Source organism: Parasphingorhabdus pacifica, from assembly GCF_054779195.1.
On sequence record NZ_BAAGYS010000002.1, the window covers coordinates 439817 to 452921 of the forward strand.

The 13105-nt window shown below is 67.4% G+C and carries 13 protein-coding genes; 2 read left to right on the plus strand and 11 right to left on the minus strand.

Annotation, left to right across the window (positions count from 1 at the left end; genetic code table 11):
• Complete coding sequence (locus ACYVAN_RS02020) at positions 1–741, minus strand: hypothetical protein (RefSeq protein ID WP_460954948.1); 741 nt, start codon at positions 739–741, stop codon at positions 1–3.
• A 110-nt stretch (positions 742–851) separates the two neighbouring features.
• The gene (locus ACYVAN_RS02025) at positions 852–2033 is read right to left on the minus strand and encodes an acetyl-CoA C-acetyltransferase (protein WP_460954950.1); all 1182 of its coding nucleotides are present in this window, start codon (positions 2031–2033) and stop codon (positions 852–854) included.
• A 302-nt stretch (positions 2034–2335) separates the two neighbouring features.
• Between ACYVAN_RS02025 and mce the strand changes: the two genes are divergently transcribed.
• Positions 2336–2776 (plus strand): methylmalonyl-CoA epimerase, encoded by a 441-nt coding sequence (mce, locus tag ACYVAN_RS02030; RefSeq protein ID WP_460954952.1) that lies wholly within the window; start codon positions 2336–2338, stop codon positions 2774–2776.
• Positions 2777–2898: 122 nt separating this feature from the next.
• Here the strand turns inward: mce and ACYVAN_RS02035 are convergent, their stop codons facing one another.
• The gene (locus ACYVAN_RS02035) at positions 2899–3537 is read right to left on the minus strand and encodes a TetR/AcrR family transcriptional regulator (protein WP_460954954.1); all 639 of its coding nucleotides are present in this window, start codon (positions 3535–3537) and stop codon (positions 2899–2901) included.
• A gap of 115 nt (positions 3538–3652) precedes the next feature.
• Positions 3653–4042 (minus strand): SPW repeat domain-containing protein, encoded by a 390-nt coding sequence (locus ACYVAN_RS02040; RefSeq protein ID WP_460954956.1) that lies wholly within the window; start codon positions 4040–4042, stop codon positions 3653–3655.
• Between the two features lie 185 nt (positions 4043–4227).
• Between ACYVAN_RS02040 and ACYVAN_RS02045 the strand changes: the two genes are divergently transcribed.
• Positions 4228–5784, plus strand: coding sequence for a hypothetical protein (locus ACYVAN_RS02045; RefSeq protein ID WP_460954958.1), 1557 nt, complete (start codon positions 4228–4230; stop codon positions 5782–5784).
• Between the two features lie 105 nt (positions 5785–5889).
• Here ACYVAN_RS02045 and ACYVAN_RS02050 read toward each other — a convergent pair whose 3' ends face one another.
• The 7 genes from ACYVAN_RS02050 to ACYVAN_RS02080 all read right to left on the minus strand — a co-directional run bounded on the left by ACYVAN_RS02050 (position 5890) and on the right by ACYVAN_RS02080 (position 13093).
• On the minus strand, positions 5890–6645 hold the full coding sequence (locus ACYVAN_RS02050; RefSeq protein ID WP_460954960.1) for an alpha/beta fold hydrolase: 756 nt from the start codon (positions 6643–6645) through the stop codon (positions 5890–5892).
• Between the two features lie 150 nt (positions 6646–6795).
• The gene (locus tag ACYVAN_RS02055; protein ID WP_460954962.1) at positions 6796–7572 is read right to left on the minus strand and encodes an alpha/beta hydrolase; all 777 of its coding nucleotides are present in this window, start codon (positions 7570–7572) and stop codon (positions 6796–6798) included.
• Positions 7573–8011: 439 nt separating this feature from the next.
• Positions 8012–9013 (minus strand): DUF3558 domain-containing protein, encoded by a 1002-nt coding sequence (locus ACYVAN_RS02060; RefSeq protein WP_460954964.1) that lies wholly within the window; start codon positions 9011–9013, stop codon positions 8012–8014.
• A gap of 45 nt (positions 9014–9058) precedes the next feature.
• Positions 9059–9772, minus strand: a complete 714-nt coding sequence (gene dhaM, locus ACYVAN_RS02065) for a dihydroxyacetone kinase phosphoryl donor subunit DhaM (RefSeq protein ID WP_460954966.1) — start codon at positions 9770–9772, stop codon at positions 9059–9061.
• A complete protein-coding gene (gene dhaL, locus ACYVAN_RS02070) occupies positions 9769–10404 on the minus strand; it encodes a dihydroxyacetone kinase subunit DhaL (protein ID WP_460954968.1) in 636 nt (211 codons plus the stop codon). The genes dhaM and dhaL overlap by 4 nt, the downstream gene beginning before the upstream one ends.
• Positions 10405–10432: 28 nt before the next feature.
• Positions 10433–11428: a dihydroxyacetone kinase subunit DhaK gene (dhaK, locus tag ACYVAN_RS02075; RefSeq protein ID WP_460954970.1), complete on the minus strand. Its 996-nt coding sequence runs from the start codon at positions 11426–11428 to the stop codon at positions 10433–10435.
• A gap of 132 nt (positions 11429–11560) precedes the next feature.
• The gene (locus ACYVAN_RS02080; RefSeq protein WP_460954972.1) at positions 11561–13093 is read right to left on the minus strand and encodes an aldehyde dehydrogenase family protein; all 1533 of its coding nucleotides are present in this window, start codon (positions 13091–13093) and stop codon (positions 11561–11563) included.
• Positions 13094–13105 lie beyond the last annotated feature (12 nt).

Here is a 13105-nt window from a genome sequence, read left to right on the forward strand (position 1 = left end):
TCAGTGGCGCACCGACTCCGGGAGTTCACGCCGGTAGTTCCCGATCCACTTGTTCGCTGCCACCGACCGGACCGCCCCCTCCAGTGCACGCGGCAGTCGGGTGAACGGCGGTAGGTGGAACCGGTAGCGAACGTGCGGGAGACCCTGCATCGGCGCGGCCTGCTCGATTCGCCACCGGTCGAACTCGGGATGCCGGGCCGCGAAACCCGGATCCGCCGGATACAGTTCGAGCGCTTGACGACGTTGCGGATTCACCGGCCGCTTGTGCTGGATCCACGGCAGCGTGCCGATGCCCATCGCGTGGATCTCGTTCCACGGAACACCGACGACTTCGCCCTTGGTGCGCGCGTAGAACGCGGTGTTGTCGACCAGGAAGCCTCGACTGGCGAACATTCCTCGCGCAGCGGTCACGAACCAGAAGAACACCACGGCCGACACCAGCTGCCAGAACCACATGCCGGGGCTGTTGCCCTTGCTGGCGATGATCGCCGCGCACACCACGGTGGCGAACCCGCTGATGCCTCCGCCGATGAGCAGCATCCGGAAGCTGCTTGCGCTGACGTCGACATCACGAGTCTGCTCGCTCAACGCCGTACGCGCCTGCGCCTCCGGCCGGTCGTTCATCGAGAGAGCTCGGGTGGCCTGTGCCTGTTCCGAGTACCGCGCAGTGCTGCGGGTTCCCTGCGGTGTGGTGCGACGTTCCCTGTCTGCCCGTTGCCATCCCCCTGGAAGCCACTTCATGTGTTTCAGGGTAGCGCCGAGGCGAAAAGTCGATCTCGGCGCTGCCGCTGACTCCGGGTCATTCCGGGCGTGCCGTCAGTCCGGGCGTGCCGTCAGGCGAGCAGCTCACCTCAGGGAACTCGCACGATCAACGCGTCACCCTGACCGCCACCACCGCACAGGCCGGCAGCTCCGACACCACCACCGCGGCGCTTCAGCTCCAGCCCGAGGTGCAGGGCGAGTCGAGCGCCCGACATGCCGATCGGGTGGCCGAGCGCGATGGCGCCACCGTTGACGTTGACCTTCTCCTCGTCGATGCCGAGTTCACGGGTCGAGACAATGCCGACCGCGGCGAACGCTTCGTTGATCTCCACGAGATCCAGCGTCGACGGGTCCACACCGTCCTTCGTGCAGGCGGCCTTGATGGCGTTCGAGGGCTGCTCGTGAAGACTGGCGTCCGGGCCGGCGACGACCCCATGCCCGCCGATCTCGGCAAGATAGTTCAGCCCGAGTTCTTCCGCCTTCGCCTTGCTCATGACCACGACCGCGGCAGCACCGTCGGAGATCTGGGAAGCCGAACCCGCTGTGATCGTGCCGTCCGGCGCGAACGCGGGACGCAGCTTTCCGAGTCCTTCGGCAGTGGTGTCGGCGCGGACGCCTTCGTCGGTGTCGACCACTACCGGGTCACCCTTGCGCTGCGGGACGGTCACCGGGGCGATCTCCTCGGCGAACACCCCGTTCGCCGACGCGGCTCCGGCGCGCTGGTGGGAGCGGGCCGCGAACGCATCCTGCTCGGCACGCGTCAACTCGTAGCGGGAGTTGTACTTCTCGGTCGACGATCCCATCGCGACCTGGTCAAACGCGCAGAACAGGCCGTCATGAGCCAGGTGGTCGAGCATCTGCACGTCGCCGTACTTGAAGCCGTCCCGGGACTTCGGCAGCAGGTGGGGGGCCTGAGTCATGGACTCCTGGCCGCCCGCGACCACGATGTCGAACTCGCCCGCCCGCACGAGCTGGTCGGCGAGCGCGATCGCGTCGAGGCCGGACAGGCACACCTTGTTGATCGTCAGTGCGGGCACCTCCATCGGGATGCCCGCTTCCACCGCGGCCTGCCTGGCTGGGATCTGGCCGGCACCCGCTGTCAGCACCTGCCCCATGATCGTGTAATCGACCTGGTCCGGTCGAACACCGGCGCGTTCCAGCGCGGATTTGATGGCCACTCCGCCGAGCTGGGCGCCCGAGAAATCCTTGAGAGAACCCAGCAGCCGCCCCATCGGGGTCCTGGCTCCGTCCACGATCACAGAAGTTCCCACTGCAGCCTCCCGGTCAAGGTTCGTCGTTCGCCGGGTTCGCATTTCTCCCGGTTCCGCCACTGCTCTGGCGTGTCCGCTCCATCATGAGCCGAGCACGCCGTCGGGACCATACCCATGCTGGCACTCGGTGCCAGCTGTGAGGCGACTTACAGCCACGGCGTCGCGGCGGTGCGAGCAAGGGAACCTTCCTGTCACATGTGCGCGGAATGTTCCCTTGCTCGCACGGCTCAGTGGGCCCTGCCCCACAGCGCAGCCACATTTCGCGCACCCGACGACCACCGGAACGCGATACGCTCCGCCGCATGCAACAGGAATTGAACGGGCTGGTTTCCGCGATCGACCACGTCGGGATCGCGGTCGCCGACCTGGACGCGGCGATCGACTTCCAGCGGGAGACCTTCGGCCTCGTCCTCACCCACAGCGAGACCAACGAGGACCAAGGGGTGCGCGAAGCGATGCTCGCCGCTCCTGACGACACCAGCGGCGCAACCATGATCCAGCTGCTGGCCCCGCTGCGGGACGACTCGGCGATCGCGAAGTTCATCGACCGCAACGGACCCGGTCTGCAGCAGTTGGCTTACCGGGTCAGCGATGTCGACGCCGCCGGAGAAACACTCCGGGCAAAGGGGCTACGGCTGCTTTACGACGCACCCCGACGAGGCACCGCGAACAGCAGGATCAACTTCGTGCACCCCAAGGACGCCGGTGGTGTGCTCATCGAACTGGTCGAACCCGCGAAATGAGAACCGACCGAGGCGCGCGGCCCCGCGAACATCAGCTGGTTTCGCGCAGCTGCGCCTCCCGGCTACACCCCCTCGAGAACGGGACGCGTGCGATGGCGGTCCGCTCGAGTGGGAACCGCGGGTCAGGCCGGTCGGGCCCGGTCGCGCACCGCGCCGAGTTCGAGCGCTCGTGCGACGAAACCGATCTCCCGTTCGAGCTCGTCGTCGTGTTCACCGTGCCTGGACTCGGAATGGCGGTGGCTGATCACCCGCGCCAACAGCCGAGCGGCGGTCTCCACGTCGGGCCCGCGGAACGCCACCACCTTCTCGATCACTGAGCTGATCTGCTCGGCCACCGTGAGGAGACGGCTCTGCAGAGCCTGTCGAACCACAGCATGCGTATCGGCCTCTCGCCACAGCAAGTGGCTGAGCAGCAGTGAGGACTCCACACGGGTGTCGAGTTCACGCACGAGCCTGCACAGGCTGGCCGTCAGGTCTCCGTGCACGACGATCAGCCTCGAGTCGACCGTTTCGTCCGGCAGCCGGTCGACCAGCGCGACCAACAAGTCCTGCTTGCGGCGGAAGTAATAGTGGATCAGCCCTTTGGGGACCTCCGCTTGCTCGGCGATCCTGGAAGTCGGGGTGGCGTCGAATCCGTGTTCTGCGAACAGCTCGCAAGCGGCGCCGAGGATGCGTTCACGAGCAGGAACACACTGCTCGTCACCGACCCCAGCGGCATGGCTACCTTTCGAGGGGTCTCCACCCTGCGCGCCCCGTGTCATCGACACGACCTCCAGCCTTCCAGTCGGCATCCCCGACCAGAAAAATACAGCGCGACCCGGAAGGTTTCCGGGCCGCGCCGCATACGCACGAACCGCACCGAGTTCGCGCCGCGAATCAGTGCTGGCCGGCGACGCCGCTTCCGCTGTGCGCGGCGTTGGCTTCCGGCAGCGCCGCAGCGCCAACGACCACAGCCAGCACACCGACGACCCAAGAAGTCCACGCAGCACCCATCAGGGCGGCGTAGCCCAGCGCCCACGGCGAGATGAACAGCAGCACGCCGAGGAGCATGTGGGCGTATTCGCTGGTCATCGACCCTGGTGCCGCGAGCGACCACGCTCCGGTGATCACCAGGAGCGCACCCAGGACAATCATCGCCGACATGGCGCTTCCCGTCGTCATCGTCCACAGCGTCGCCAGGACCGTGTAAGCACCGATTACGACAGCACCCCAGTCCTGCCAGCGCGTCCACGGCTTGGCCGCCGCGCCACTCGACCTACCAGCCACCGCGATCACCTCCACTGACCTCGACTTACACCCTAATAATCACCTTGGTTGGCCAGCCGGTCAAGGCATTTGGTCCTGATATCAGCAGCGCACGAGCCAACGACACCGCCGTGATTCGGAAAAATTTCCCGCCGGGCGGCATGCACCGCCAACAACCAGGCCGTCTTCGAGGTAGCGTTAGGCACATGGGCCTTGCCGACGACCGTGACTTGCTACCCCTGGGATCAGGCTTCGACATCGTTCGAAAGAACGGCTACGACCGCGCCCAGGTAGACGAGCATCTCGAACGAGTCGACGCGGACCTGCGCATCCTCACCTCCGATCGGGACGCCGCGGTCTCCCAGGCCGGTGACCTGTCGAAGCAGCTGGAAGCGAGCCGCTCCGAGATCGAGAGCTTGCGCGGCCAGGTCGAACGACTCTCCAAACCCCCGACCACGCTCGAAGGTCTCAGCGAACGGCTGCAGCGAATGCTGCGCCTCGCCCAGGACGAGGCCAACGAGATTCGGACACGCGCGGAAACCGACGCGGGCCAGACGCGCGCCCGCGCAGAGTCAGAAGCGAGCGCGCTCCGCACCCGCTACGAGAAGCTGATCGCCGAACTCGACCAGCGCCGCAGCGAAATGGAGACCGAGCACCGCACGCTCATGGACAAGGCCAAGGCCGATGCCGAGCGGATCACCCGGGAAGCCGAGGAGAACCGCGAGCGCGCCGACCAGGAATCCGAAGCACGCCGGGCCCAGGTCGAAGAAGACTTCGAAATCGCGATGGCCGCTCGGCGCACCGAATCGATGCGCACGCTCACCGAGCAGGAAGCCACCAGCAAGGCCGACGCCGAACGGCGCGTGCGGGAAGCCACCGAAGAAGCCAACCGTCGACTCCGCGAGGGCACCAACGAGGCGCACCGACGCGTCAAGGAAGCCACCGAGGAGTCCGAGCAGCGCATCACCGACGCCACCAACGAAGCCGACCGTCTCGAACGGGAGAGCACCGAGGCCGCCGAAACGCGGGAGCGGGAAAGCACCCAGGAAGCAAAGCGGCTGGTTACCGAGGCCACCGAGAAGTCCAACGAGATGGTCCGGGAGTCCACCGAGGAAGCGAACCGGCTGGTCACCGAGGCCACCGAGAAGTCCAACCGGATGGTCCGGGAGTCCACCGAGGAAGCCACGAGGCTACTGGAAACGGGCAATCGCGAACGGGATCGCCTCATCCGCGAAGCCCGCACGGACGCCGAACTGCGCTTGGGTGCGACCACCGAGGAAGTTCAGCGACGGCTCAACAAGGCCGATGACCAGGTCACCTCGTTGACGGAACTACGGGACACCATCGCCGCGAAATTGCGGGACGCCGCCGAACTGCTCGGGCAAACCACGCCGTTGCTGCAACGACTCGACCAGGACGACGCCGACGAGGCAAGGCTCCGCGAAGCCGCCGCCGAAGCCCGCGAGAAGTCCCGCACCGCGGCGGAAGAAGCCGTCTCCAGGGATGGTCTCGCCGAATTCGTTCCGGACTCCGGGAGCGTTTCCGCATCGGACTCGCAAGCCGAAGCCGACGCGGAAACGGTCGCGGCCGCGAAGCCCGCAAAACCGGTATCCGTCGATGGGCCCACCGAGAAGATCGAGCACGGCGCGATCCCGGCCGGCAATCCGCACGACCAGCCGACCCGGCGGATCAAACTTCCGACGACGGACGCGGGCGAACAGTCGAACACCACCAAGTTCGACACCGCCGACCGGTCGAGCTGAACAACCGCACGAACATCGTCGCCTGAGGTGCCCTGCGGGCGCACCTCAGGCGACCAGCCGGTCGAGTGGCCGAGGCCGTTCCTGCTGGTCAGGTGATCCGGCCGGTCAGGTGATCCGGTTCAACCAAGGGGCGACGACGTCGGCGAACGCTTCCGGCGCCTCCAGCGGGGAAAGATGCCCCGCCTCCGGCAACATCGCGAACTCACCGGCAGGCAGTTCGACCGCGAGCTCGTGGGCGTCTTCCGGTCGCGTCATCGAATCCTGTTCACCAACCACCACCAGAGCGGGCCCGGTGAATTCCCGCAACACCGAGCGACTGTCCGGCCGTGCCGCCATCGCACGCTGCGCCCACGCCACGCCGCCCGGGTCCTGGGTCTCGATCACGTCGCGCACCTCCGCGACCAGGTCCGGGCGGGACTCTCGCGTCGTGCTCCCCAACACGTTCGGCAGCGAATTGTCGGCCAACCATCCCTCGGTGCCCTCACGTTCAGCTCGATCAGCGGCTTCGATCCGGTTCTTGCGCTGCTCCGCACCGTCCGCATCAGCTTTCGTGTCCACGAGCAGCGCACCGGTCACCCGCTCAGGGGCGGCGCGCAACAGCGCCATCGCCACGTATCCGCCCATCGAACACCCGCCGACCACGAACTGCTGAACGCCCATCACGTCCAGCAGTGCCAGCACATCCGCCGCGGCCACGTCCACACCGGGCAGTTGAGCGTCCTCGTCCTCTCCCGACGCGTCCGGCAGCGGGCTCTCCCCCAAGCCACGCTGATCGGGGGTGATGACTCGCGCCTGTTCCTCCAGCAAGGCACGACTCCCGTTCCACATCCGCGCGTCCAGCGGGAATGCGTGCAGGAGCACCAGCGGCGGACCAGATCCAGATTCGATGAAGTGCACTCCCTCATCCTGCCGGACCGAGCAACCGCGCGCGGGGTGCGAGCAAGGGAACCTTACTGTCACATGTGGAAGAAAAGTTCCCTTGCTGTCACCACGGTGCGGGTGGTGCGCCGGTCAGGAGTCGACGATGGTCACCTGGCGGATTTCGGAGGGTCCGTCCCACGTGCGCGGCAGTGGTGTCGGTGTTCCCGGGACGGTGGCCTGCACGATCGCGTCCAGCGCGCTTTCCGCCTTGCCTACCCACAGGTGTTTGGTGTCCGCGAAGCCCACCACTTCCGCCTGCGGGATCGCGGCGAACCTGGCGCGGGCTTCCTCAGGTTGGAGGTAGTCGTCGTGCTCCGGCACGAGCGCGTGAACCGGCTTGCCCGACTCGGCCCAGGCCTGCAGATGGTCCTCGGTGCTCCACCGCAACGGCGGCGAGATCAGGACCGCGCCTTGCACGAGCGGGTCGAGACCGTGCACCAGAGTCAGATCGGTGCCGAAGGACCAGCCAACCAGCCACACGTTCGGCAAGTCGTGGAACTCCGCGTACTCCAGCGCGGCAGCCACGTCGAACCGCTCGGAGTCCCCATTGTCGAAACTGCCCCCGCTGCGACCGGCCTCACTCGCCGTACCACGGGTGTTGAAGCGGAGCACCGCGCAGTCGGCCAGCGCGGGCAGGCGGAACGAGGCCTTGCGGAAGATGTGCGAATCCATCATCCCGCCGTGGGTGGGCAGCGGATGAAGGCAAACCAACGTCGCCCGCGGCACCCGGTCCTGCGGAAGGGCCAGCTCACCGATCAGTTGCACACCGTCAGCGGTGTGGAGGGTGATCTCCTCGCGGCGCGCGGGCAGCATGGTGTTCGCTCGGATCTCGGTGCGGGACTCCGTAACGGGTTCTTCGGTGCTCATCCGCCCGATCCTCCCACGAACGGGTGGGTACCACGGTGTGATGTCCCGCGGGTTCGAGCGGCGGATTTCGCGCCGACGGGGTTACGACCAGCGGCGGGTGGGACCGCGCCGAGCCCGGGCCTGCCAGCATCCGTTGTGCCAATGGCGGCGTTCCTCGACCCCACCGGTGTCAGCCGGCCAGGCCACAACGTGTCCCACGCCGGGGCGAATTTCGTGGTCGCATCCCGGACACCGGTACGTCTTTACCGCCTGCGCGACCGGCACGGTCCGCACCATCCAGTCGCCTTCCGGGCCGGACTCCACGCGGGACCATCCGAACGCGGTCCCCATTGAGCGGGCACCAGAGTTCGGGGCAGTCCCGTTCGAGCGACGGGGGCGGTTTCGACGCGGCACAACACTACGTTAACCGGCCGAGGACGCACGGAACCCAGCCGGTATTTCACGCAGCCGGCAGCGCGGGCCAGGCCGACTGCGCCAGCCCCCTGGCGAATTCGCATGCGGCGATCCCGTTCTCCCCGGGGATCGACACGACCAGCATCGCGACCTCGACCTGCCCCGCACCGGGCTGCCCGAACGGGATGTGCCCGGTCTCGGCCGAGCACACCGGTGAGCTCGGGTCGCCACCGACCATGCTGAGCACGGTGGTGCGGCCAGCTATCCGTTCTTCCACCGCCGCGCCGTGCGACACGCGAGGTGGGTCACCCGCCGTGTGCACGAGCCGCACCCGTGGTTCCTGCGCAAGCTGCTTGCCCCAACTGCACTGGTGTCCGGACGGGGCGGGAACGGCCCGAGCGCTTTCCATTCCCGGAACCTCACGCACCACGGCCGTGTCGAGAACTTCGCACGGGTCGACCTTCGCCCACGAGTTCTCCGGGTACCGGCGATGCCCGACCTCTTCTCGCTCGATCGCCTCGACGGCCCCCTTCGCTCCGGCCTCGGCCAACCCGCACAACCTCGCTCCCGGGGGCCCGGAGAGCAGATCGGCACTGACGCCCATCGCGACACCGTCGCCGAACAGGATCCGGCGGGTGCAGTGCCCCGGCAGCGGCGCGTCCTGCACCACCCGGAACTCGCCCTGCCGCTGAACGGGGCTGCCGGCCGCCGAAGCCGAATCGCCGGACCCCAGCTCTCCCACAGCGAGTTGTGCGAGCGCCCCGTCCGCCAGCCGTACCCGCAACAAGCAGTAGTCGAGTGAAACGGTGTCCGTCTCGGTAACCGCACCGAAGCGTTCGACCAAGGCGGGGTCGGTCAGCGTGCACGGATCGAATGTGCGGGGGTCGCCCAGCGCCGTTCTGCTGTCCGGGGCTTCCGGCGTTCTCGCGACAGGGGAAGGTTCCGAGCCGGAGTGGGAATTCTCCAGGGCAGGAGGACCGCAGCCGACGACCAACAAGACACACCCGAGAATCATCGGCACGCCCAACAGGCCCGATCGCCGCCGCATATCACCACCCTAATCTTTTCGATCTCGAGCCCGGCGCCGGCCGTCTCACTCGTCGAAGTTCCGCTGCGCCAGCTCCACGATCCGCCGTACCGCTTCACGAGCGTCCGGGCCGCCGGCGCGGACGGCGATCCGATCCCCCTTCCGCGCCCCCAACCCCATGATGTCCAGCACGCTCGCGGCGTCGGCGGAATTGTCGCCCAACGAAACGGTCACGTCCGCACGCATGTCGGCGACCGTGCGAGCCAGCATCGCAGCGGGACGCGCGTGCAACCCCACCTCGTTGCGCAGTTCCAATTCCTCGTGAACCTGCTCGGGTTCGGCGGTGGATTCCTCCCCCGCTGACTCGGTCTCCACCTGCCCGGCCACCACCTGATCGGCATCTTTCGGAGCGCCCGCCGAGGTCACCGCCCGTGCGACACCGTCGAGGTCACCACCGCCCTGGGCGGCCACGGACGCGGCCACCGCGCCCTCGACCAACGGCCCGTCCGCCACGATCGCCGTGCTCGGGTCGCCGAGTGATTCCACGGCGAGCTCCGCGGTCATCTGCGCGCTGCCCAAGTCGTAGAGCAGGACCGCGCCCGATCCGCTGTCGGCGTCCGACAGCGCTGCCGAGACCATTTCGAAGTCGGTACCGACGCTGCCGTCGGGCAAACCGCCGGCCGGAACGACCCGAACCTCCGGCGCCATCTGCCGCGCCAGTTCCACGACTCCCTCGGCCAACGGCCTGCTGTGAGAGACGACGACCAATCCCACGCTCACCGACTCGCCCCCGCTTCCGCGAACGCCGCCAGCAGCAGTGCTGTCGACCTCGCCCCCGGATCTACGTGACCAGCGCTCCGCTCTCCCAGGTAGGACGCGCGTCCCTTACGAGCCACCAACTGTTCGGTCGCATCGGCGCCCTGGTGCGCCGATTCGGCGGCCGCCGCGAGAACTTTCGCCGGGCTCTCTCCCGACTGGGCCGCGTTCTTCGCTGCCTCCACCGCGGGTGACAGCGCATCGACCATGGTCTTGTCCCCGGTCACAGCCTTACCGCGAGCTGCGACTCCTTCCAGTGCGGCCTGCAGAACACCCGCGACCGCAGAACCGTCCAACTCCTCGGCGTCACCGGCCGCCGATGCCGCACGGAGGAACGCGGTGCCGTAGAGCGGCCCCGAAGCACCACCTACCGTGGAGATCAGCGTGGAGCCGACCAGCTTCAACACCGCTGCGGGAGTTCCGGGCCCCGACGTGTCCACCGCGGAAGCAACCGCACGGAAACCCCTGTCCATGTTCTCGCCGTGGTCGGCATCCCCGATCTCGCGGTCCAACCGGATCAGTTCGTCGCGATGCGCGACGACCGCACCTGCACCGGCATGCAATGCGGCGATGACGTCGTCCGCCGAACAACCCATCACGTCCACCAATCCTCGCCTCGCGGGTTCACCAGCGCAGGGCGGCCGTGTTGACCGGCGCGTCCCACAACTCGGTCAGCTCGTCGTCCAGTTTGAGCAGTGTCAGACTCATGCCCTGCATTTCCAGGCTCGTGGTGTAAGGCCCCACGAGGCGTCTGCGGACCCGCACACCACGTTCGGCGAGCAGTCGCTCAGCTATCCCGTGCGCCAGGTAGAGCTCGATCAACGGTGTCGCACCCATCGAGTTGGTGAACAGCACGACGTCGTCACCGTCGCCGAACGGAAGATCTTCGAGAATCGGCTGGAGAAGCCTGTTCACGATCTCGTCGGCGGATTCCATCGGCAACCGCTGGCGCCCCGGTTCGCCGTGGATCCCGATCCCGATCTCCATCTCGTACTCGCCAAGGGTGAAGCTGGGTTCTCCAGCGTGCGGAACCGTGGGCGCGGTCAACGCCATGCCCATGGATCGCACCCGGGACACCACCCGCTCGGCCAATTCCGCGCACCGATCGAGGTCGTCACCGCGTTCGGCGGCCGCACCCACGATCTTCTCCGCGAGCACGGTGCCGCCCACGCCTCGACGGCCTGCGGTGTGGGTCGAATCCGTGACCGCCACGTCGTCGTCCACGAGCACCGAACGGACCCGCACCCCGTCCGCGTCGGCCAGTTCGGCGGCGGTCTCGAAGTTCAGCACGTCGCCGGTGTAGTTCTTCACCAGCAGCAGCGTCCCGGCTCCCCCGTCGGTTTCGGTGACGGCCGCCTGCACCCCGTCGGGGGTGGGTGAGGTGAACACGGGCCCGGGTACCGCGGCCGACAGCATGCCCGGCCCCACGAACCCGGTGTGCAGTGGCTCGTGCCCGGATCCACCGCCTGACACGATCGCGACCTCGTTCCGGACCGGTGCGTCAGCTCGAACGACCAGGGCCGGGTCGGTTCGAATCCGCAACAGCTCGGGATGTGCGGCGGCAAGGCCCCGCAATGATTCGGCTACCACGTCCGCGGACGTGTTGATGATCTTCTTCACCGGTGCCTCCTACCGAGTGGAGCTCTGCGGTGCCGTCACCGTCGAGCGAGGAAGGGAACTCCCCGATCAAATGTGCACGGAAAGTTCCCTTCCTCGCATCCCCACAACGGCAAGGGGTGACACCCGATTCGATCAGCGACCTCGGAACACCCGCATCAGCCGCACCAGCCTGCGCACGGTGCGGTTCGAGCGGCTGAACGTCATCGGGTTCAACGGGATCTCGAACTTCATGCGGGTCACCGACTGGGGCCGGGTGAACTCACGCAGACCGTCCGCACCGTGGATACGACCGAATCCTGAGTCCCCGACCCCACCGAACGGCAGCGCCGGCACGGCCGCGAACGCGATCACGGAGTTCACCGCGACCATCCCCGCCCGCAGGCGACGAGCGAGCTCGGTTCCCTTGGAGCGGGAGTAGACGGTGGCACCGAGGCCGTAGTTGCCTGCGTTCGCCCGTCGGACCCCTTCTTCGGCGTCCCGTACCCGATCGACGACGATGGTCGGCCCGAAGGTCTCTTCCAAGGCCGCTTCGGCGTCTGCGGGAACATCGGTGAGCACGACCGGCTCGACGAACGGCGGGCGCACGGAGTGGCTTCCACCGACTACGGCGCGGGCGCCCTTGGCCAGTGCGTCGTCGATGTGGCTGCGGATGACGTCGACCTGCGACGGCATGGTGATCGGCCCCATGTCCGCGGTTGGTTCCGCACCCGGCCGCAGCCGACCGGCACGCTCGGCGACCATTTCCAGGAACCGGTCGGCGACCGATTCGGTGACGAAGACCCGTTCCACTCCGATGCAGGTCTGTCCCGCATTGGACATGGCTCCCCACACGGCGGCGTCGGCAGCCGCGGCGAGGTCCGCGTCGTCGTCCACGATCAGGGCGTCTTTGCCGCCACACTCCACCAGCACGGGGGTGAGCGTCTTCGCGCAGGACTCCATCACCCGTTTACCCGTCGCGGTCGATCCGGTGAACGCAACCTTGTCCACACCGGCCCCGCACAACGCGGCACCGGTTTCGCCGAACCCGGTGACCAGGCTCAGCACCGGCTTTTCCGGTACGACCTCGGCGAACGACCGCACCAGCCACTCCCCGACCCCGGGGGTCAGTTCGCTCGGTTTGAACACCACCGAATTGCCTGCGGCCAGCGCGTACGCGATCGACCCCATCGGGGTGAAAGCCGGGTAGTTCCACGGGCCGATGACACCGATCACGCCGAGCGGCAAGTACTCGACGGTGGCGGCCTGGTTGGCCATCAGCAGCCCTGGCGAGACCTTCCGCTTGCCCAGCACCTTCTCGGACTTGTTCGTGGCCCAGTGCAGGTGGTCGATGACCAGAACCAGTTCGAGCCTGGCGTCGTCGAGAGGCTTCCCGGTTTCGGTGCAGATGATCTGCGCGAGTTCGTCGATGCGACGCGCCAACAGCTTTCGCCACGCTTCGAGCCGTTGCTTGCGGCCGGAAAATCCCAGTTCCGACCACCACTGCTGGGCATCGCGAGCAGCTTCGACAGCTTCGGATACGGCGGACACATCATGCACGGGGTGCTTTCCGACGACCTCGCCTGTCCGCGGATCGAGTGATTCGAACACCGACTGTGTGGACGGGCCGTGCGCGGCCGGTCCTGTCTCCGTCGATGTTTCGACGCTGCCACGGGCGGTCTGGGTCATGAGGCCGTCCTC

Coding starts and splice junctions, on each gene's coding strand:
- ACYVAN_RS02020 (WP_460954948.1), bottom strand. CDS start 741: ATGAAGTGGCTTCCAGGGGGATGGCAACGGGCAGACAGGGAACGTCGC.
- mce (WP_460954952.1), top strand. CDS start 2,336: ATGCAACAGGAATTGAACGGGCTGGTTTCCGCGATCGACCACGTCGGG.
- ACYVAN_RS02035 (WP_460954954.1), bottom strand. CDS start 3,537: ATGACACGGGGCGCGCAGGGTGGAGACCCCTCGAAAGGTAGCCATGCC.
- ACYVAN_RS02045 (WP_460954958.1), top strand. CDS start 4,228: ATGGGCCTTGCCGACGACCGTGACTTGCTACCCCTGGGATCAGGCTTC.
- ACYVAN_RS02055 (WP_460954962.1), bottom strand. CDS start 7,572: ATGAGCACCGAAGAACCCGTTACGGAGTCCCGCACCGAGATCCGAGCG.
- ACYVAN_RS02060 (WP_460954964.1), bottom strand. CDS start 9,013: ATGCGGCGGCGATCGGGCCTGTTGGGCGTGCCGATGATTCTCGGGTGT.
- dhaL (WP_460954968.1), bottom strand. CDS start 10,404: ATGGGTTGTTCGGCGGACGACGTCATCGCCGCATTGCATGCCGGTGCA.
- ACYVAN_RS02080 (WP_460954972.1), bottom strand. CDS start 13,093: ATGACCCAGACCGCCCGTGGCAGCGTCGAAACATCGACGGAGACAGGA.